The following is a 20,609-nucleotide window of genomic DNA, read 5'->3' as shown; positions in this document are numbered from 1 at the left end:
TTGGGGATGAGGCGACAGCTTTTGTATTCATCATCTTTCTACCTGCTGACTGGCAAGATAACCCGGCGCTATACCAGCGATGCCAGGTCCGCTGCGTTAAACCCATGCAGGGCGTCAGTCTGCCCGGCTTGTACTTTCTGAGCCCAGCGGGCATCAGATAACAGCGCGCGCCCTACGGCTATCAGATCAAATTCTTCACGCTCCATGCGGGCGTAGAGGTTATCCAGCACCGTCGTTCCTGCCCCCTGGCCGCCAAAGGCGCCAAAGAAATCATCCGCCAGCCCTACAGATCCGACGCTGATGGTTGCTGCCCCCGTCACTTTTTTGGCCCATCCGGCAAAATTCAGCCCTTCGCTGCCGTCAATATCCGGGAATTCAGGCTCCTGGAAGCGGCGTTGCGAACAGTGCAGGATATCCACACCCGCCTCGACCAGCGGGGATAACTAGGCCGCCATTTCTTCAGGAGAATTTGCCAGACGCGCGGCATAGTCCTGCTGTTTCCACTGGCTGACCCGCAGGATCAGGGGAAACTCTGGCCCCACGGCGGCGCGCACTGCCCGCACGACTTCTGCGGCAAAGCGGGCGCGCTGGCCGATGGTGGCTCCGCCCCAGGCGTCGCTGCGTTTATTGGTGCCGGACCAGAAGAACTGGTCAATCAGGTAGCCATGAGCGCCGTGCAGTTCCAGGGTGTCAAAGCCAAGACGTTTTGCATCTGCAGCTGCCTGAGCAAACGCCGCTACGGTGTCGGCAATGTCTTCTTCACTCATGGCCACACCGCGCGGGTCATCCGGCCCGACCAGCCCGGAAGGACTTTCAACCGGCGCATCCGGCTGCCACTCCCCGGCACGCGTTGAGCCGGTATGCCAGAGTTGCGGCCCGATACGTCCGCCTGCCGCATGCACGGCGTCAGCCACCTGTTGCCATCCCGCCAGGGCCTGCTCGCCATGGAAGAACGGAATGCCAGGCATATTCCGTGATGCCGGACGATTGACCACCGTGCCCTCGGTCAGGATCAGGCCAACGGCCCCTTCGGCACGGCGGCGGTAATATTGCGCATTAGCCTCACCGGGCACGCCATCCGGCGCCATGCCACGGGTCATTGGCGCCATCACGATGCGGTTGGGCAGCGTCAGTCCTTTGAGTGAAAACGGGGTAAAAAGCGTCGAGTCAGACATAGTGATACCTTCCTGTCTTTGGGCCTGATTGAGGCACTGATGTTCGCGCAGGCGAACGGTTTTTATTCGCTGGTATTCAGATAACGCGCAGCCGGATGTTCCTGACGGAATTCGGGTAGCATCGCCTGGCGGGCCTGATTAAAACTGATCCATTGCTGTTCGTTATGCAGCGGTGGAATGGTGACAGCTTCACGGCGATCAAAGCCCACCAGAGCCGCATCCACCAGCTCTTCGACATCCATAACCCCGCTGAGCGTGTCGACATCCACGCCGGAACGCTGCCAGATCTCAGTGCGGGTGGCGGCGGGCAGCACGGCCTGCACGTAGACTCCGCTGCTCCCGAGTTCAAGACTCAACCCCTGAGAGAGGAACAGCAGAAACGCTTTGCTTGCGCCATATACCGTCATCCCAAATTCCGGAGCCAGCCCGACCACGGAGCTGATATTGATAATGGCTCCCTCGCCCGCCGTTGCCAGGCGTGGGGCAATGGCATGGGCCAGGGTGACAACCGCAGACAGGTTCACCGCCAGCAGCCGGTTGATATCCGCGGAGGTCTGAGTGGCAAAGGTCCCCGACAGGCTCATACCGGCATTATTGACCAGAATGCCAATCTGCTGGTCGTCGCGTAATCGTTGCGCCACGCGCTCAACATCCACTGGCTGAGTCAGATCCGCCGCCAGGATATCCACCGCGATGGCAAATTGCGTACGAAGACGTTCAGCCAGGGCTTCCAGACGGGAGACATCGCGGGCGACCAGCACAAGGTTGTGCCCTCGCGCAGCAAAACGTTGAGCATAAACAGCGCCAATGCCGGAAGAGGCACCGGTTATCAGAACAGCAGGAGTCAGGGTCATTTCGGCTCTCATCTCAGTTTGGTGGGTGAAAAGTAAACATGCTTGCTTTTATAGATGATGAATGACATATATAATAAATGTCAACCAACATTTAAAAGGCTACGCAATGAAATACACTACCTTTGGTCGTAACACCGGTTTGCGGGTTTCCGAACTGGCGCTGGGTACAGGGAATTTTGGTACTGGCTGGGGCTATGGCTCTGAAAAAGCCGAAGCAAAGCAGGTGTTTGACCGCTATATCGCCGCGGGCGGCAACTTTATCGATACCGCGGATTCCTACCAGTTTGGTCAGTCAGAACAGATGGTGGGCGAATTTATCGCCGCTGAACGTGACCACTTTGTGGTCGCGACAAAATATACGCTGGGGGCCGCAGCCGGAGCGAGCATCTCTGGTACCGGCAACAGCCGCAAGAATATGATTTCCTCGGTGGAGCAGAGCCTGAAACGGCTTAATACCGATCGCATCGATCTGCTGTGGGCGCACTTCGACGACCAGTTAACGCCGCTGGAAGAGATTGTGCGGGCATTCGATGACCTGGTGCGCTCAGGCAAAATTCTCTATGCCGGATTATCAAACTTCCCCGCCTGGCGAATTGCCCGCGCCGAAACGATAGCGGAACTGCGCGGCTGGTCGCGCATCGCCGGGATCCAGGTGGAGTACAGCCTCGCCCAGCGCACCGCAGAGCGCGAACTGCTGCCGATGGCCGAGGCGCTGGGGCTGGCCGCCACCCTGTGGTCGCCGCTGGGCGGCGGTCTGCTGACGGGCAAATACCGCAAAAGCAATGAAGGCCGTCTGACCGGGTTCGCAGGCCGGCTGGTGCGTAAAGAAGAAGGCACCGGGCTGCTGGACAGGATCTTCGTTATCGCCCAGGAGCTGCAAGTCCTGCCGGTACAGGTCGCTATCGCCTAGCTCAGATACAAAGCTGAGCGCGCCAGCACCAGCCTTATCCCGGTACTCGGCTCCCGCACCGTCGCGCAACTTAACGACACCTTACTGGCGCTGGATGTGACGCTGAGTGATTCACAGGTGGCACTGCTGGATGCCGAAAGTGCTGTCACCTATGGGACGCCGCACGAGCAAATCGCCGGTACCCTGCCGCGCGCTCAGGGCGGCGAAAACAGCGGCATGCTCCGCGCGTATCCACCGAAGGCCTGATTGGCCGCAACGGGCATCATCGGTTGAGTATGCATTTTCCATGCCCTAAGATAATGCCCGACTAAGTCAGGAGAAGGTAATGGCCCGAGTATCAAAACAGCAAATGGAGCGTAATCGCGAAGAGATTATCCAGGTCTCATCACGGCTTTTTCGTGAACGCGGTATCACCGGGGTCAGCCTCAACGATCTGATGGCCGCCGCTGGCTTAACCCATGGCGGGTTTTACGGCCATTTCGCCTCCAAAGATGAACTCGTCGCCATTGCCAGCCAGCAAGCGCTTGAGGAGTCAGCCGCCCGCTGGCAGACACTGAGCCAGCAGCCTGGCTGCAATAATCTGGCAACCCTGGCAGAGTTTTACCTGTCGGGCTCCCACCGGGACGGTGCCGGAGAAGGGTGTCCGGTGACGGCGTTAGCCAGCGATGTTGCGCGTGAAGATGCGGACAAAAAAATCTGCGCGGTTTACCTCAATGGGGTAACCAATATGCTGCAACGCCTGGAGTCGGTGTCAGAGTGTGAAGATGAAAGCGAACGCCGGGAGCAGGCGCTGGTACAACTGGCGATGTTGATTGGCGGCCTGACCCTCGCCCGCGCAACGGCCAGTTCCCCACTTTCTGATGAGATGCTCGGCGCGGTAAAAAAAGCGCTACAGACGCAGGACAAAATTTAGCGCAGTTACGACAGACACGCTCAATCGACGGCCACCGCACGCCCGGTGGCCTGATTCTCTGAAATTAGCGCACTGACCCTTGCGAGCCGGAACAGACCAGCTGCCGACGTTTGATATGGTACATTTCAATATCAGACTGCAGGAAAAAGCCCATTTCCCAGGGGTTTTTACGGATAAATTCCTCGCGGATTGTCTCATACAGCGGGCTGTCCGTGGGCACCCGAAAGGCCTCGCCTTCCACGATGGTGTAGTTCCACTCTATCGCCCGCTCGAAGGTATAATGCGCCCGCTCATCCATCGCAAAAAAGCAGTGCGGATTACGCTTAAGCAAAGTGGACTTAAACATGCCGGGGAAGGTGATGATAAAAATGTCATCATCAACCGACGATAAAAATGCCAGCACCGTCGTATGTGGCTGCTCGTTGGCCATCGTAATAAGCACGCCCACCTTATTCACCGCGTCCTTAGCTTCAGGCTCCGGCATCTCTTGCAAGGCGGTAAAAGGCACCGGAAGTTCGGGCCGCTCATCAACCGGGAACTGATACCCCTCTTCCCGTATGTCGAGCACCAGGCTCATCCCATGGATCAACTGACATTCGCGCGGCGTGATAACCACCCAGTCTTCTTCGTGGCTGATAATCCGGCCTTTATAGGAAGCGCGGTATACGCTGATTTGCGCATCGAACTCATCAACGCCGGAACGATTATCCAGGTGCAGGGTAACCAGGTCACCCGTTGAAAACGAATGCCCTTTGGGGAAGTAAACCCTCAGACTATTATCAGCCTGAATAAACACGCCGCAGACGTGGATAACCACCTTGCCCTGCTGATAACCGGCCAGAACACCAAGCACCTGTTTACCGAGATACGTTGCCAGATTCATTTACCCTTTCTCCCTGAAAATAGAGTGTCAATGAGGCTGTTATCGGCAACATTCTGATAAACACTAATTTTTTCGCCAACGACCTCACTATAGCGTTGCCTGGCGATACAGCATTTTCAACGCATCATCTGATTCTGGCTATCAGCTTAATTTTAAAAGGGATTACCGGCCAACCAGTCGATAACGCAAATGATTATGATCACGATCATCTTTTGAAACACCACTCAGATCGTAATATAAACATTTACATAACGAAGGGAATGTCGTGAAGAATCTCATTAAAATCGTGGCGCTAATACCGTTACTTGTCTCCCTGACGCCGCCTGGCGCTTCTGCAAAAGACAATCAACAAGACGAAATCATTGTCACCGGCAATACATCCAGCAGGGAAAAAACAACGGCTGCAGGTGCCGGATTTAAAACGAACGATATCGACGTTGGGCCGCTGGGAAATAAAGCCTGGGTTGATACACCCTATTCTTCCACCACCGTGACCAAAGAGATGATTAAAAACCAGCAGGCCAAAAGCGTTTCGGAACTGCTGAAGTATTCGCCGAGCACACAGATGCAGGCGCGTGGCGGGATGGATGTGGGCCGACCGCAAAGCCGTGGTATGCAGGGCAGCGTGGTGGCAAACAGCCGTCTCGATGGGCTGAATATTGTTTCCACCACCGCCTTCCCGGTGGAGATGCTTGAACGCCTGGATGTCCTCAACAGCCTGACGGGTGCGCTTTATGGCCCAGCCAGCCCGGCAGGACAGTTTAATTTTGTCGCCAAACGCCCGACCGAACAGACCTTGCGTGAAGTGACTCTCGGCTACCAGAGCCGGAGCGCCGTCAGCGGCCATATTGATTTGGGTGGTCATATTGATGACGACAACAAATTCGGCTATCGCATCAATGCCCTCAATGAAGAAGGCGAAGGCAATATCGACGACAGCACCCTGCGACGCCGACTGTTGGCCGTCGCCTTTGACTGGAATATTCAGCCGGGTACGCAGTTGCAGCTGGATGCCAGCCACTACGAATTTATTCAGAAAGGCTACCCCGGCAGTTTCAGCTATGGCGCGGACATCAAGCTACCTTCCGCGCCGAATCCGAAGAATAAAAATCTGACGCTGGACACCGCAGGTAATGATTTGACGACCGAGACACTCAGTACCCGGCTCATTCATTATCTCAATGATGACTGGTCAGTAACCGCCGGAGTGGGCTGGCAACAGGCCGATCGCGCGATGCGTTCTGTTTCCAGCGCCATTTTGAACAGCGATGGCGACATCAGACGCTCAATGAGCGACGCCAGCGCCGCCGGACGTTTCCGCGTTCTGAGCAACACCGCCACCCTCAACGGTCATATTGAAACCGGCTCCCTTGAGCACGATCTGGCGTTGTCTACCACCGGGTACGTCTGGTCCATTTACAGCAGCCTGGGCACAACACAGCGTTATAACCTTGGCACCAGCAACATGTACCATCCATCCGGGATGACCGAACCAGGCGATGGCCAAATTCACACCGATGGCCCGCGCTATAAATCCAGTGAAAACACACAGCAGAGCATCACGCTGGGCGATACCCTGACCTTTAACCCGCAGTGGTCAGCAATGTTTTATCTCAGCCAGAGCTGGCTGCAGACGCAAAACTTCAATACCTCAGGCAATAAAACCAAAGAGATTAATCAGGATGGTTTAAGCCCCAACGCCGCGTTAATGTACAAAATCACGCCCACACTGATGGCCTATATCAGCTATGCCGATTCTCTGGAGCAAGGCGGCACTGCACCTACGGATAGCGGATTGAAAAATGCCGGTCAGACGCTCTCTCCGTATCGCAGCCAGCAATATGAAATCGGCCTGAAAGCCGACGTCAACACAATGAATCTCGGCGCCGCGTTATTCCGCCTCGAACGTCCGTTTGCCTATGTCGACAGCACCGACATGGTCTACAAAGAGCAAGGTAATCAGGTCAATAACGGCCTGGAGCTGACGGCGACAGGGCGCGTTTACGAAGGGCTGAACATTTACAGCGGCGTCACCTTCCTTGATCCGAAACTGAAGGATACCGTCTCTGACAGCACCAGTAACAAGCGGGTGGTCGGCGTGCCGAAAGTACAGGCCAATATGCTGGTCGAGTATAGTCTGCCGTCGATGCCACAGTGGGTTTACAGCGCCAACGTCCATTACACGGGAAAACGTGCCGCCAACGACACCAATACCGCGTGGGCCGATAGCTACACCACACTGGATTTAGGCACCCGCTACACCACAAAAATCAGTGCCGTGCCAACAACCTTCCGTGTGGCGGTAAATAACGTCACTAACGAGCATTACTGGGCATCTATCTTCCCGTCAGGCACCGACGGCGACGGCGGTTCCCCCAGCGCATTCCTCGGCAGCGGTCGCGAAGTGCGCGCCTCCGTGACCTTCAATTTTTGAGTGAGGCATTAATGCGAATTCCTCGTTTTCCCGCGCTGGCGCTTGTCGTCAGCGCCTTTCTGAGCAACGGTCTGCATGGCGCCCTGCCAAACACCGATGTACGGATAACCTCACCCTGGCCTGCGCAAAACACCATCATCACCATGCTCGGCTACGGCAATAATCTGGTGGGGACATCCGCCGTTGCCAAACAGATACCCCTGTTTCGCCAGAGCCTGCCGCACATCAATGATGTGCCGGTAGTGAGCATGCACAACGGCAGCGAACTCAACCCGGAACAAATCATTTCGCTGGGCACACAAATGCTGTTCATACCGGAAAGCATGAAGATCGCTCGCCCGGAATTACTTGAACAGGCGGGCGTTCAGGTACTGGCGTTTAAAGCCAACTCCATGTCTGCCCTGCGCGAGCGGGTACTGAAAACCGGTGACGCACTCGGGCCAGACGCGCGGCAAAAAGCACAGGCCTACGAGCAGTATTTCGCCCATAACGTCGACCTGGTGGCCTCACGCCTGAAAGATCTCCCGGCAGACGCACGCGTTCGCGTCTATCACAGTATGGGCAATCCGCTAACCACAACGGGTCGTCCTTCGCTGAACCAGGACTGGATGGATCTGGCGGGGGCGACCAATGTGGCAGAGAGCTGGTTTGGCCCCAACAAGCGCAGCGCCGGGGAAGTAGCGCTGGAACAGGTGGTAGATGTCAATCCGCAGGTGATTGTCGCGATGAACAAGCGTGACGCCGATGAGATAAATACCTCAGCACAGTGGGCGGGCGTTGACGCGGTAATCCATCACCGGGTTGTCGTGAACCCGAAAGGTATGTTCTGGTGGTGTCGCGAAACCAGCGAAGAGGCGCTGCAATTTTTGTGGCTGGCGAAAGCGCTCTACCCGGAACGTTTTACCGACATCGATATGGCAAAAGAGACGCGGGATTTTTATCGCATCTTCTTTGGCCTGCATCTGACTGACTCGCAAATCAGCGAAATACTGCAGCCATCCAAATGACTGATATTACGACGGATGTACACGAGCGCTATCGCCAGGTACTGCGCCAGCGTTTATCACTGGCGAGCGTTCTTTTACTGGCTATTCTGGCCTCGCTGCTGCTCGATTTCACGCTTGGCCCATCCGGACTGACCCTGCCTGATTTATTGCAGACGCTGGTATATCCGCAGAGTGTCAGCACCGGGATGAAAATTATTGTCTGGGAAATCCGTCTGCCCTACGCGCTGATGGCGTTGTTGGTTGGTATGGCATTAGGGTTGGCAGGTGCAGAAATGCAGACCATTCTCAACAATCCTCTCGCCAGTCCGTTTACGCTGGGAGTGTCATCGGCGGCAGCATTCGGTGCGGCGCTGGCTATCGTGTTGGGGCTGGGCATTCCGGGCGTGACAGATCAGTGGTTTATCCCGGCAAACGCCTTTGTTTTCGCCCTGCTCTCCGCTCTGCTGCTGGATGCTATTGGTCGTTGGACGCGAGTCGCCACTTCCGGCGTGGTACTGTTTGGTATTGCGCTGGTCTTTACCTTTAATGCGCTGGTCTCAATGATGCAGTTTATCGCCGATGAGGACACGCTTCAGGGGCTGGTCTTCTGGACGATGGGCAGCCTTGCGCGAGCCTCCTGGCAAAAACTCGGTATTCTGGGACTGGCATTTCTGTGCGTGCTGCCGCTATCGCTGAGGAATGCCTGGAAGCTCACCGCGCTGCGCCTTGGCGAAGAAAGGGCCATGAGCTTTGGCATTAACGTTCGCCGCCTGCGGCTGGGATCGCTGCTACGCATTAGTTTACTCGCCGCGCTGTCGGTGGCCTTTGTCGGCCCCATTGGTTTTATCGGACTGGTTGCACCGCACATTTCGCGCATGCTTTTTGGTGAGGATCACCGCTATTACCTGCCCGGCAGCGTATTAACCGGCGGGCTGGTATTGTCGCTTGCCTCTGTCGCCTCTAAAAATATTGTTCCGGGCGTCATTATTCCCGTTGGGATTGTGACCTCCCTGGTCGGCGTGCCTTTCTTCCTGAGCATTATTTTGCGCCATCGCGGGACAGTATCATGAACGGACTCATGCTTAATCAGCTCACCACCGGATATGGCAGGAAAACGGTCATTCGCAATCTTGATATTCCCATCCTGCCGCGCGGGAAAATTACCGTGCTACTCGGGCCAAACGGCTGCGGTAAGTCGACGCTGCTGCGCGCGCTGGCCGGACTGAATCCCGCGCAAGGCGACGTGGTGCTAAACGGCGATAATCTGTCAACGATGGCCTTTGCTCAGCGAGCGCAGCAGGTGGTCTTTTTGCCCCAGTCGCTGCCACAGGGGGTACATTTGCATGTGCTGGAGTCAATCATTGTTGCTCAGCGGGCATCGGGGGGCGATGAAAATCAGGCAGAGGTGATGGCGATTCTGCAACAACTGGGGATCACACACCTGGCGATGCAGTTCCTTGACCAACTCTCCGGAGGGCAAAAGCAACTGGTGGGCCTGGCGCAATCACTGGTGCGTAAACCACAGCTATTACTGCTCGACGAGCCGCTGAGCGCGCTGGATTTAAACTATCAATTTCACGTCATGGAGCAGGTTGCACGGGAGACGCGAGGGCGCGATATTGTCACGGTCATCGTGGTGCACGATATTAATATCGCCCTGCGCCACGGCGACCATATTGTGATGCTTAAAGATGGCCAGCTTATTGCGAGCGGCGACCCCGAGTCGGTCATCACTGAACACACCCTGGCAAAAGGGTATGGCGTCCGTGGTAGTATTGAACGCGGCTCAAACGGGTTGCCGTATGTCGCACTGGATGGCCTGGTGTCACTGTAAATTTTCCTCACCGCCGCCAGTGAACCCGCCCGGGGATTATGGTGATAAAAATACATTTCCCGCTGCAAATAAGGACACTTAAAGAATATTTGTATCAAATTATATAAACAGCCATAAAGACTGCATCAAATAATAATTAGTTCTGATATTATTAAATATCATCATTACTCTAACCGTGAAATAAACTTCCGCTTGAAATTATCAAAAAACAAATTATGATAAAAAACATAATATAAACTTTTTCAATCATTAACCACACACAGCTAAAACATTGACAGTAAATTAACAACATCAGCAATTGAGAAGATTGTCCCGTCACTTTGGGATATTGGTGGTTCATTTGTTATCTATGCTTCAAAAAACCAAAAGATAAGTTTTAAATCCCGTGATAAGAAATATGTCTACTATCTTACTGAGGGTGAGGTTGATATCCACCGGACAATTGATGATCTTCTGCTGTTAACAATGAAGTTACCCAAGGTGTTAGGTTTGAGTATCCTGCATTCAGATGATTGTTATCATTACATAAAAACCACAATGAACTGTAAGTTGATAGCATTCGAGCGAGAGAAATTCCATGAGATGATTAACAGTCATAACTTATGGCGGGAAGTGTTTATTATAACTTCATCCCTTGTGAAGTCTTACTTCAAAAGGGATGAAAAATTTTCTTCCCGCTGCGCCTATGATGTAATAAAAAACAACCTTGAAGTTTTGTGGGATAATCCGCCCAATGAAAGAGCAAAAACGTCAATCTTTACCTATATTTTAAGCCGAAGTTCTCTATCCCGCAGTTCACTTAGCAAAGTATTAAAAGACTTGAGCGATGGTGGGTATATTTCAATTAAACGCGGTAAGCCTCTGGATATGAAAAACTTACCGGATAAGTATTAGTGCCAGCCAGGGGGAAGGAAAAACATAAGCCATTTGGATTTGCCCCTCGGGTTAATGTCATTTTTTAAATGATGCTTGTAATTTAAGTAAAGGAAGACGAAAGGGATTAAGAAGCATGCGAGCAGTATGATTCCTAATCCTACGATCCTGATGGTCATTTAATCTCCCCACGTGAAGCCAGTGCAAATAAATACAGCTCATTTCTGTTTTTTAATTTTAATTTTTCCAAAATATTTCGCCGATGTGCGCTTACGGTTTTTTTTGAAATACTGAGAACCGTTGAAATATTATCGTCATGAACTCCGGTGGAGAATAACGAAAAAAGAATATTCTCTCTTAATGAGAGTTTTTTTATAGCGCGTTCTGATTTTATTTTTGCATCATCGCTTAAAGAGTCAAAACACTTTAAATACTGTAACACATCATAGCTATCCGGTAATACCAGGGTGTTCTTCAGCCTTTTCTGCAAAATGGAGAGTCGTAAGTAGTAGTTATCCGTTATGATGATATCAAAGGTTCTTGATTTCGAATAAGCCACCACATCTGGCATCTCACTTGTCATCTTTACGGTATGCAGACAGGATTTAAAACATTGTGTGTATTCAATAAGTTCTTTTATCCCACTGTATAAATAAGAATTATCAGTCACCACACAGACTCGAATGAAAGTGAAGTTCTTCAACATACTGGTATGCCACCCTTGATTATTATAATATATCCAATGAATACAAATTATTGCATTATGTTTTTACCACCTGGATTACCTCGCTCTTAATTATACACACTTAAACTAAATTGATTAATGCAAAATCGGCAAAGGCCATATCGTTTATTGCCTATAGCAATGTGTAAAAATACACATTTGATCATGCGGTTTTGAATATGATAAAAATCAATTAGCCATTTAACCTGCGGCGCAATGTTGAAAACCCAGAGCAGTAAGTTTCTCACCTTACCCGGTTGCTGATGATGCTTCAGTAGCCAAAGTCCGTTTGAAACAGGTTCTGGTGAGCGGATTCTGGTTCATCCAGCGCAGAGAACTGATTCTGTGATGTGAGTCCCTCTGCTACACACTAATTTTTCACGGAGGAGACCATTCCGGATAGTTCCATGAACTATGCATATTATGAATGATATTGTTACGCACCTCTCAAAATTGACCGATTACCGATCTATCCCCGCCTAAAAATGTGAACTGATTCACATCTATTCATTACCTACAGATATATAAAATACAGTATCAACAAAAACAAAACAGCGGTTCATTTTTGCAGGGTAATCCAGGATGACAATTCTATGAACGTAGAAAAACCAATTCTTTTCAGACACCAGCTGGCGTATGGCGGTGGGAATCTTCTGGGCAGCGGAGCACTGGCGATCGCCGGCATCTGGTTACTCTATTTCTACACCACGTTTTGCGGCCTGACGCTGCTGGAGGCGTCAGCAATATTTTCGGTAGCCAGTATCATTGATGCCATCAGTAACCCGCTGATGGGTTATCTTTCGGATAACTTCGGCAAAACACGCCTTGGCAAACGCTTTGGTCGACGCCGTTTCTTTATTTTACTCGGCGTGCCCTTGATGATGTTCTACCCGCTGTTATGGGTCGAAGGCTTCGGTTTCTGGTATTACCTTTCCACTTATGTACTCTTCGAACTGATTTACACCTCGGTGATGGTGCCTTACGAAACGCTGGCCACTGAAATGACCACTGATTTCTCGGCACGCTCTAAACTGACCGGCTACAAAGCGATTTTCGGCAAAATGGCGAACTTCCTGGCGGCATTTATCCCCGGTCAGTTCATCCTGATTTATGGCAAAGACTCCGCAGTGCCGTTCTTCTACACCGCACTCACTTACGGTGCCATTCTGTTTATCGCCATCGGCATGTTGTATTTATCGTCCTGGGAACGTCCGGTGGAAGAAACCGCGCCAGTGGCTGAGAAGAAAATGACGCTGGGCAAAACTATGCTGACGCTGGTGCGTGACATGAAGTCCACGTTCCATTTACGCGTATTCCGCAAACATCTGGGCATGTATCTGTGCGGTTTCGGCGCTGAATGGCTGTTCGCTTCAGTATTTACCTATTTCGTCATCTTCGTTCTGCAATATGATCCGGCAATGGTGGCAGGGCTGAGTAGCCTGAACTCCCTCCTGCAATTGTTATCGACAGCTATTTTCATTGGCATCTGTGTGAAGCACGGCTTCAGCAAGCCTTACATTCTGGCCATCGGCATCGTCATATTCTCGGTTATCTGCTACAGCCTGCTGCACTTCCTGCACCTGCCTCAGCAGTACACAACCGCCGCGATGCTGACCATTACCGTGATTTTTGGTATCGGGACTGGCGGCGTCTATTACATTCCGTGGACGGTTTACACCTTCCTGGCCGATATCGATGAAGCCTTTACCGGCCGTCGCCGCGAAGGCATTTACGCCGGGGCCATGACCTTCTCCGGTAAACTGGCGCGCTCGGTGATTGTCTTTGTGATGGGCGCGATTTTAAACTTCTACGGTTTTCAGTCGAAGTCACATACTCAGCCTGAAAGCGCCGTTCTGGCGATTGCGCTGGTGTTCTGCGTCGGGGTTATTTCACTGGCATTGATGGCCGTAGTATTCAGCCATCAGATGAAACTGAACCGCAAATCGCACTTAGTTGTGCTGGCTGAAGTGGCGCGTATCAAGGCAGGCGGCACAATCAGCGAGGTTCAGCCGGAAGTCCGCGCGGTGATGGAAGAGCTGATCGGTTATCCGTATGAAGAGTGCTGGGGCAACAGCAAAGTCTGCGGCAAAATCTTCGATACGCCAGCCGTTGAAGCCAACCCCCTGGTTAGCGCGACACAAAAACCGTAATACCATTGCGAGCTCTCAGCCCATAACGGCTGAGAACCCCGCAAATAAACATTCTCAAATGTAAAAAACCGGTGCTCATTAGCATAATGCCGCTCGCTTAAGGTGTAACCGGCAACCTTTCACCAGAGTCTCAAGCCTGCGTCCATGCAGGCCATCGCCTCCGCCCGCTTCCCTGCGGGCGGTCCCGGTCAGCCGCCAACGTCTTATCGATTTTCAGCCGGACTGGAAAACCTCGCTGCAAGTCTCTGCATTTCAGCTAATCAGGCTTTGCTTTTAATACAGCGCAGTGAAGGTCAGGTGGGGGAACCCGGCTGAAAATCGCCGACGAGTTTCCGTAAGGCCGGGGGAACCCGCATGGATGCGGGTTCAGGGCGTGTTTTGCAGGGACGCTTCCTCACGCCCGACCCGACAGCCTGAAGGAATAAACGGAGGACAAAATTGCCGGGAGCAATTTTGAACAGCGCCTGCGCTGGCCCCGAAGGGGTTCGCCCCAGAGATGGGGCGAATATTCCGCGCCAGCGGCGATTTTCTTAGCCAGAGCCCGGGTCGCCAGGGCGGTGGCGCCTGACCGCCCTGGCACGTTCACCGGAGAAGAAGCATCAGGGAAGCGCTGGACATAAGGTGAACGGAACACCTCCCCGAACCTTACAGAGTGAGCTCTGGTCAGAAAAAGGCTTCTGGCGACAGGTTTTTAAGTGACCAGCATTAGACTCATTTGCACCGGTTTTTTGTTGCTGTCTCGCCATATGTTGAATTAAATCGGGGCGGCAATCAGCCAGAAAAAACCCGGTTACTGATTAACTCAGGTAACCGGGTTAACTGGAGACGACTCAAACAGTGGGGATTAGAGGAAGTCTTTGCGCTGCGGTGTGAAGGTGTCTAATAACACACCTTTTTCCAGACAGACACAACCGTGCATAACGTACGGCTTTTTATATAAGGTGTCGCCCGCGCTCACCTCATGAGTTTCCTCACCGATAGTGAACTTAAAACGACCGGACAGAACATAGGTCAGCTGCTCATGTTCATGATTATGCATCGGCCCGACGGCGTCCTTCTCGAAACAGACTTCAACGGCCATCATGCTGCCATCGTGCGCCAGAACGCGACGACTGACGCCACTGCCAAGATCCTGTAAGGGAATATCTTTTTTAAATACAAACATCGATTAGTCCTTATTTAACGCGCTGAGCAGGGCATCCGGGATTTCTGCCAGATAGAGTGCAGGCAGGCCTTCATAGTCGGTAGTGAACAGCACCTGACGATTGTCCGGCGAGAAAGAAGGATGCGGATGCGTTACCTGGCGGTCACCATCAAGTACGCGCCAGGAGCTGTTATGCGCGGCAAGCGGAGCGTAACGACAGGTTTTGGTATCAAAAATATACAGCCATGGATCGTTGTCGATGGTATGACTCTTGGTATCTTTAACATCCACCGGCGTGCCGGAACCGTCGCCAACCAGTAACGTTCCGTTCTCATTGCTCATCAGATGCGAACAGGCAGGCATCGACATCAGGCAGCTATCCTCACCGGTTTGTGGATCAAAACGGCGGATATGGCGGTCGTGCTGACCTTTCAGATAAGACACATACATCAGCGCGGAACCGTCCGGCACCCAGAATTCATGAGTACAGCTTTCACCCGGCGCATGTTCTTTCACCTTACGCACGTTGCTGCCGTCTTCATTCACCAGCCACATACGCGCATCTACCAGGTCATGCGGGCCTTCATGGCAGAACGCAACGGTATTGTCGTCAAACGGGCGATAAATCGGGTGGCCGAGCCACTCATTTTTCTCGTGGATCACGCGAGAGGTTCCGCTGTTCAGATCGACGCGCAACAGGCGGCAGTGCGGATTACTATGATAAAACTCCTGGAATATTTTCCAGTCTGATAGCGGCGTCCAGTCCTTACGACTGATTTCAATCCCCACCAGGCTGGTGCATTCGCTGTTGGCGACCCAGGTGCCGTACCCGACCCACTCTTCCGGCACGCTATAGACGGTTTTCTCGCTAAAATCGGCCAGCGTTACGCGCTGCAAGCTGCGCTCATTTTTGACGTAATACAGGAACTGGTCGTCCGGAGAAAGGAATCCGCCAAAGGTATTATCACCTTTGCCTTCCGTCAGTTGAACTGCCTTTTGGGTCTTCAGATCCAGCAGATAATAGTTGCGGTTACCATCAAACTCACCGGCAAACAGCAGCTTATCGCCGTCGCGGGTAAAGCATTTTTGATAGAAATAGTTGCGATGACACAGAACATCGGGAGGCGTCAGACGCGTCACGCGCGCGCCGGTCTGAGCGTCCTGTGTGGTATGGAAGTTAAACTGGATCTGAGAACCTTTAGCCATGATTCACCCGTAGATAGGTAGTATGAAATTAGCCGTTGAACAGGCATCCTTGTCACATAAGAGGTCTGCTCGCTTAAATGAAAAGTTGTTTCATTTATTTGAAAATACCATACCATTTTATTGTTGGTTTTTCCTGTGATAATGAAAGAATATGCGGACGAGATCAAAGCTACAGACATCATGGTACTGCCCGCAGTCTCTCCCAGGGGTCGTCATCATGCCGACTCCAGGAAGGGATGCGCAGGACGTCGGTAAGATAATCGCACAGTAACTTCACCTTGAGGGGAAGCAGGTTTCGGGTGGGATACATGGCATAAATCCCCATCGATTCGCCCTGCCAGTCGGGTAAAACTTCAATAAGCGCGCCTTTGCGGATGTCACTGTTAACCAGAAAATCGGGTTGCAGGATGATCCCATGCCCCGCCAGGGCCAGCGTCCTGCACGTGGCCCCATTGTTGACATGCAGATTAGGTTCCACGCGAAATTTTACGACTGCGCCCTGCGGCGGCTGTAACTTCCATTCATCCCCGCTACCGTAATAGCTGTAGGCCACCGTAGCATGGTCAATCAGTTCCTCCGGATGAGAAGGTGAACCACAGCGGGACAGATAATCCGGTGATGCGCACAGCACCATGCGCGTGGTGGTCAGCAAGCGGGCAACCAGGGTTGAATCGCTGAGATGGCCGATGCGCACCACCAGGTCATAGCCTTCCTCTACCGGATCGACGCTTCGGTCTGACAAAAAGATATCCAGCCTGACCCCTGGGTTCTGGATCATAAACTGCCCCCAGAGTCCGCCAAGCTGGAGAACGCCAAAATCCTGAGGCGCGCCAATCCTCAGTCTCCCGCTGGCCTGGCTGGCGTTGGAACAAACCTGATTCTCCGCATCCTGAATGGCGGCCAGAATTTCCTGGCAGCGCAGGAAAAACCCGCGCCCTTCTTCGGTGAGGGAGATTTTACGCGTGGTGCGGTGCAGCAGCCGCACGCCAAGGGATTGTTCCAGTTCCATGACCTGCCGTGAGACGGCCGCACGTGACAGCCCCGTGCTTTCCATTGCCCGTACAAAGCTTCCTGATTTGACGACGGCGACAAAGGTCGTCATTGACTGAATTTTGTCCATTATCTCTCTTTTCGGGATAATCAATCTATTGTGAGCGTATTTATTGCTAATGGTATTGCTAATAAAGTGGCGCAGGCAATCGAATCATGTGGCAGACAAAACACTTTGCTTTATTTGCACCGACTTTTCGCCACCTTCCGCGCAGGACACCAGAAGATAAATGGCCTGCGGTTATTTTAATCAGTAAGAGAGAGAAATATGTCCGATACCCATGCTGCGCGCCCGGCAGATATTGTGAGTCCGGTAACGCATCAATCTTTATCTGATAAATTTACGCCTCAGGCCGCACGCGAGGCCGGTCGATTTGGTCATGATAAACCGACCCCGGAAAACGCGATTGTTTTACTGGTAGACCATCAGATTGGTTTAATGGCGGGTGCCCGTGATGTCACCTCGCTGGCCGAACTGAAAAGTAATGTCACGGGTCTGGCGAGAGTCGCTAAAGCGCTGAATACTCCGGTGCTGATCACCTCTTCCAACGCGCAATGGCAAAACGGGGACACCCTGCCAGAGATAAAAGAACTGTTTCCTGAGACGCCGATTTATCGTCGCACCGGTATTATCAATGCCTATGAAGATCCCACATTCCGTCAGGCGCTTGAAGAGATTGTCGAACGTACAGGACGTCGGCATATCATCATCGCCGGCGTAACCATTGGTACCTGTTGCACCTTCCCGACGCTTTCACTGCTCAATGATGGCTATCAGGTTTTCCCGGTGGTCGATGCCTGCGGAGCCTGGAATCGCTACGAAGCGGATGCCGCCATGTCACGGATGGCGAATGCCGGCGCTGAACTGGTCACCACCTTTGCACTGGCCTGCGAGCTTCAGGCTGACTGGAAGAAAGAGAGTGCGAATGCCATGCTTGAGCCGTTTATCCAGAATTTACCTGAATATAGCTTTGTGCTACAAAACTTCTGGAATAATGCCAATGGGCATAGCGTGCCGGACCCTTTTGGAATGGTTAAATAAAGCCCTGTAGCTGGATCTGCTGGCCAGGCTCGATGGTAAAAAAACCTGGCCTGCGCCACCGTTATCTGCAATGGACTATTTCAGGCCCCAGGTGACGCGCGAAAATAATCACGTTTGAAGGGTACAAATGAATAATGCATTTTTTGCCATTGACACAGAGCAGGTGACATTCTCATCTCCGGAGATCGCCCTGCCCTTCGGCTATGCTTCAGTCGCCGGACGGTTTTTCCATCACGATATTCCATCGCCTTATGATGTCGAAATGGCGATTGCGACTATCGAAGACCATATTCAGGCTGCGACCGGGTTGCACACTATTGCCAATACATTGCACGGTGCTGACGATTATCTGCAGGACATTTCACGAATTGCTGGTGGGTATAATCCGCTGACTCAGGAACATATTGAAGAGGTGTTCAACAGGATTGCGGATGTGGTTTCCGGCAGTCCATGGCGGGAAAGTGAATTCCCCGCTGACCCGCACTTTATCAGCTACCTGATTATTCTTCGCGAGCTGTCGCACCATCTGCATATTCTGCATATTCAACTGCCTGAAACGCAGAGCAGTACATCGCGCTGATCGTATTCAAACGGGCGCCGTCGCCAAAAGCCCGGCGCCCGTTTTCAAAGCCCTCGCCCGTACAGCCAGCCCCTCACCCTTTCCCCAGCTTCGACAGCATCTCCGGGCGCATAAATTTATGGATGACCAGCATAAACAGCAGCGATGGTACCAGCAGGATCAGCGCGGTAATGGACGACACCTGATAGTTCCCCGACATACTGGCGTTATACAACAGCAGCGGCAGCGTGGTGATATCCGGCGCGCCGACGAAAAAGGTGCCGGTAAACTCATCCAGCGATTCGAGGAACACAAAAATACTGGCTGCAATAATCCCCGGCGAGGCCTGCGGCAACACGATATGCCAGAAGGTGTAAATCGGCCCGGCCCCAAGGTTACGTGAAGCCCTTGCAAGCAAAGGGTCCACGGCGGAAAAAGCCGCCACGCAGATCCACACCGAGTACATCAGGCCGTGGACGCTGTGCACCAGCACCACCCCCGCGATCGTGCCGTTCAGCCCCCCCTGATAAAAAAGCCGGGCGATATTCATATACACCGTCAGGTTCGGAAACGCCTGCGGAATCAAAAACAGCAGCATAAACAGCACCCGTAGCGGCATCCCGCGCCGGGAGAGCGCATATCCTGCCGGAACCAAAATCAGCAGGCAGACCACTACCGACAGCAGCGCAATAAACACGCTGGTGAGCAGTGAACCGGAAACGTCGCTGTACGGGCTGAATACCTGATACCAGTATTTAAGCCCCCACTGGCTGGGCAGCGTATGGGGGAAAAACCAGCTCTCCGCCACCGTCCAGATAAGCAGGTTCAGCAGCGGGCCGAACATCGCCAGCAGCATAAAAATCAACAGCAGCGTCTGCAGCGGCAGACTCACACTCAATTTTTGCCGCCCTTTTGCCAGCCACGTATTCACGGGTGTCATACTGACCTCTTTCATTATTCGCCTCCCTTCTGTTGCAGGCTATGGCGCAGGTAGAACCACGACAGCACGCCGCAAATCAGCAGTGACACCACGCCCAGCGCATTGGCCACCCCATAGTCGCCGTAGGAATTGACGCGAAACGCCATATCCACGGTCATCATCGTCGGCGTGCCGACCCCAATCATCAGCGGTACAGAGAGCACCGACATCATGGTCACCGTCGACAACACCAGCGCCACGCCGATAGCAGGCAGCACCTGCGGCAGAATAATGTCGAACAGAATGCGCGGTCGCGAAGCGCCCAGATTGCGTGCGGCCAGCATTTGCGACTGCTCAAGCGAGGCCATCGCGCCGCAAATCAGCAGCGTGGCGAAGGCCAGTTGTTTCCAGACAAAGGTAATGATGATCCCTTTCCAGCCCAGCCAGGAGACGGTCTCCATCGGCGTAAGCAGGTCGGTTGCCACCAGCGTGTTGTTCATCAGGCCATTTTTGGCCAGGAAGGTACGCATCATCTGCGCGGCAACAATAAAGGGGATAAACAGCGGCAGGCGGTACAAGAACCCCAGCATGCGCACAATGGGCCGACAGGGTGACAAGGTGATTACCGCCGAGAGCGTAATGGAAATCACCGCCAGCAGCGCCACGCTGATCAGCACAATCATCAGCGTAAAGGCGATATCGCTGGAATAGAGGGCATAAACCTTACTGAAATGGGCCAGGGTGAACATTAGCGCCCTTACAGGGCGAGCGTCACCGCTTCGCGGTTCCGATGGTATTCATGATCGGCATACCGTTTTATACTCTGCGGTATGTTAATTTCCGCAGGGATTCATGAAAATGGCACGCAGCAAAGCCCCCAGAAAACGCAAGCCCGGTAAATCAGGTAAACCACCTGTAGCCCGTATTACCCCCCCCTCTTATCCAAAACGTTT

At 52.8% G+C, this 20,609-nt stretch carries 17 protein-coding genes and 2 pseudogenes; 10 read left to right on the top strand and 9 right to left on the bottom strand.

What is annotated here, in order from left to right; genetic code table 11:
- Positions 1-68 precede the first annotated feature (68 nt).
- Together ACSZO4_RS06005 and ACSZO4_RS06000 are read right to left on the bottom strand one after the other, a co-directional pair.
- Positions 69-1,175, bottom strand: a pseudogene (locus ACSZO4_RS06005) (NADH:flavin oxidoreductase).
- Between the two features lie 62 nt (positions 1,176-1,237).
- Positions 1,238-2,029, bottom strand: a complete 792-nt coding sequence (locus tag ACSZO4_RS06000) for an SDR family NAD(P)-dependent oxidoreductase (protein ID WP_437887958.1) — start codon at positions 2,027-2,029, stop codon at positions 1,238-1,240.
- A gap of 106 nt (positions 2,030-2,135) precedes the next feature.
- Between ACSZO4_RS06000 and ACSZO4_RS05995 the strand changes: the two are divergent.
- A pseudogene (locus ACSZO4_RS05995) lies at positions 2,136-3,185 on the top strand (aldo/keto reductase).
- 79 nt (positions 3,186-3,264) lie between these two features.
- Complete coding sequence (locus ACSZO4_RS05990) at positions 3,265-3,852, top strand: TetR/AcrR family transcriptional regulator (RefSeq protein ID WP_437887957.1); 588 nt, start codon at positions 3,265-3,267, stop codon at positions 3,850-3,852.
- Between the two features lie 64 nt (positions 3,853-3,916).
- On the opposite strand, the gene ACSZO4_RS05985 is transcribed toward ACSZO4_RS05990, so the two are convergent.
- Complete coding sequence (locus ACSZO4_RS05985) at positions 3,917-4,735, bottom strand: hypothetical protein (RefSeq protein ID WP_437887956.1); 819 nt, start codon at positions 4,733-4,735, stop codon at positions 3,917-3,919.
- Positions 4,736-5,000: 265 nt separating this feature from the next.
- Between ACSZO4_RS05985 and ACSZO4_RS05980 the strand changes: the two genes are divergently transcribed.
- The 5 genes from ACSZO4_RS05980 (at position 5,001) to ACSZO4_RS05960 (ending at position 10,883) form a co-directional block, all read left to right on the top strand.
- Positions 5,001-7,169 carry a TonB-dependent siderophore receptor gene (locus tag ACSZO4_RS05980; RefSeq protein WP_437887955.1) on the top strand — a complete coding sequence of 723 codons (2,169 nt, stop codon included), beginning with the start codon at positions 5,001-5,003 and terminating at the stop codon, positions 7,167-7,169.
- A gap of 11 nt (positions 7,170-7,180) precedes the next feature.
- Positions 7,181-8,176, top strand: a complete 996-nt coding sequence (locus tag ACSZO4_RS05975) for an ABC transporter substrate-binding protein (RefSeq protein ID WP_437887954.1) — start codon at positions 7,181-7,183, stop codon at positions 8,174-8,176.
- Entirely contained in the window at positions 8,173-9,225 is a 1,053-nt protein-coding gene (locus ACSZO4_RS05970; RefSeq protein ID WP_437887953.1) for a FecCD family ABC transporter permease, read from the top strand. The genes ACSZO4_RS05975 and ACSZO4_RS05970 overlap by 4 nt, the downstream gene beginning before the upstream one ends.
- Complete coding sequence (locus ACSZO4_RS05965; protein WP_437887952.1) at positions 9,222-9,989, top strand: ABC transporter ATP-binding protein; 768 nt, start codon at positions 9,222-9,224, stop codon at positions 9,987-9,989. Before ACSZO4_RS05970 ends, ACSZO4_RS05965 begins: the two co-directional genes overlap by 4 nt.
- Before the next feature lie 582 nt (positions 9,990-10,571).
- On the top strand, positions 10,572-10,883 hold the full coding sequence (locus tag ACSZO4_RS05960; RefSeq protein ID WP_437887951.1) for a helix-turn-helix domain-containing protein: 312 nt from the start codon (positions 10,572-10,574) through the stop codon (positions 10,881-10,883).
- 154 nt (positions 10,884-11,037) lie between these two features.
- On the opposite strand, the gene ACSZO4_RS05955 is transcribed toward ACSZO4_RS05960, so the two are convergent.
- Positions 11,038-11,568, bottom strand: coding sequence for a response regulator transcription factor (locus tag ACSZO4_RS05955; RefSeq protein ID WP_437887950.1), 531 nt, complete (start codon positions 11,566-11,568; stop codon positions 11,038-11,040).
- Between the two features lie 611 nt (positions 11,569-12,179).
- On the opposite strand from ACSZO4_RS05955, the gene ACSZO4_RS05950 reads away from it, so the two are divergent.
- Positions 12,180-13,736, top strand: coding sequence for an MFS transporter (locus tag ACSZO4_RS05950; RefSeq protein ID WP_437887949.1), 1,557 nt, complete (start codon positions 12,180-12,182; stop codon positions 13,734-13,736).
- Between the two features lie 844 nt (positions 13,737-14,580).
- Here the strand turns inward: ACSZO4_RS05950 and ACSZO4_RS05945 are convergent.
- The 3 genes from ACSZO4_RS05945 to ACSZO4_RS05935 form a co-directional block, all read right to left on the bottom strand.
- Positions 14,581-14,901: a cupin domain-containing protein gene (locus ACSZO4_RS05945; RefSeq protein WP_437887948.1), complete on the bottom strand. Its 321-nt coding sequence runs from the start codon at positions 14,899-14,901 to the stop codon at positions 14,581-14,583.
- Positions 14,902-14,904: 3 nt separating this feature from the next.
- The gene (locus ACSZO4_RS05940) at positions 14,905-16,086 is read right to left on the bottom strand and encodes an oligogalacturonate lyase family protein (protein ID WP_437887947.1); all 1,182 of its coding nucleotides are present in this window, start codon (positions 16,084-16,086) and stop codon (positions 14,905-14,907) included.
- A 178-nt stretch (positions 16,087-16,264) separates the two neighbouring features.
- Complete coding sequence (locus ACSZO4_RS05935; protein WP_437887946.1) at positions 16,265-17,206, bottom strand: LysR family transcriptional regulator; 942 nt, start codon at positions 17,204-17,206, stop codon at positions 16,265-16,267.
- A gap of 198 nt (positions 17,207-17,404) precedes the next feature.
- Between ACSZO4_RS05935 and ACSZO4_RS05930 the strand changes: the two genes are divergently transcribed.
- Together ACSZO4_RS05930 and ACSZO4_RS05925 are read left to right on the top strand one after the other, a co-directional pair.
- Entirely contained in the window at positions 17,405-18,178 is a 774-nt protein-coding gene (locus ACSZO4_RS05930) for an isochorismatase family protein (RefSeq protein WP_437887945.1), read from the top strand.
- Between the two features lie 127 nt (positions 18,179-18,305).
- Complete coding sequence (locus ACSZO4_RS05925) at positions 18,306-18,758, top strand: hypothetical protein (RefSeq protein ID WP_437887944.1); 453 nt, start codon at positions 18,306-18,308, stop codon at positions 18,756-18,758.
- A gap of 73 nt (positions 18,759-18,831) precedes the next feature.
- On the opposite strand, the gene ACSZO4_RS05920 is transcribed toward ACSZO4_RS05925, so the two are convergent.
- Both ACSZO4_RS05920 and ACSZO4_RS05915 read right to left on the bottom strand, forming a co-directional pair.
- Complete coding sequence (locus tag ACSZO4_RS05920; protein ID WP_437887943.1) at positions 18,832-19,692, bottom strand: ABC transporter permease; 861 nt, start codon at positions 19,690-19,692, stop codon at positions 18,832-18,834.
- Entirely contained in the window at positions 19,692-20,405 is a 714-nt protein-coding gene (locus tag ACSZO4_RS05915; protein WP_437887942.1) for an ABC transporter permease, read from the bottom strand. Before ACSZO4_RS05915 ends, ACSZO4_RS05920 begins: the two co-directional genes overlap by 1 nt.
- Positions 20,406-20,609: the final 204 nt, after the last annotated feature.

It is taken from the genome of Phytobacter sp. V91 (assembly GCF_965644225.1).
GTDB lineage: Bacteria > Pseudomonadota > Gammaproteobacteria > Enterobacterales > Enterobacteriaceae > CBFFRJ01.
Note: the sequence above shows the minus strand (reverse complement) of the source record. Positions and strands in the feature narration are given on the sequence as shown.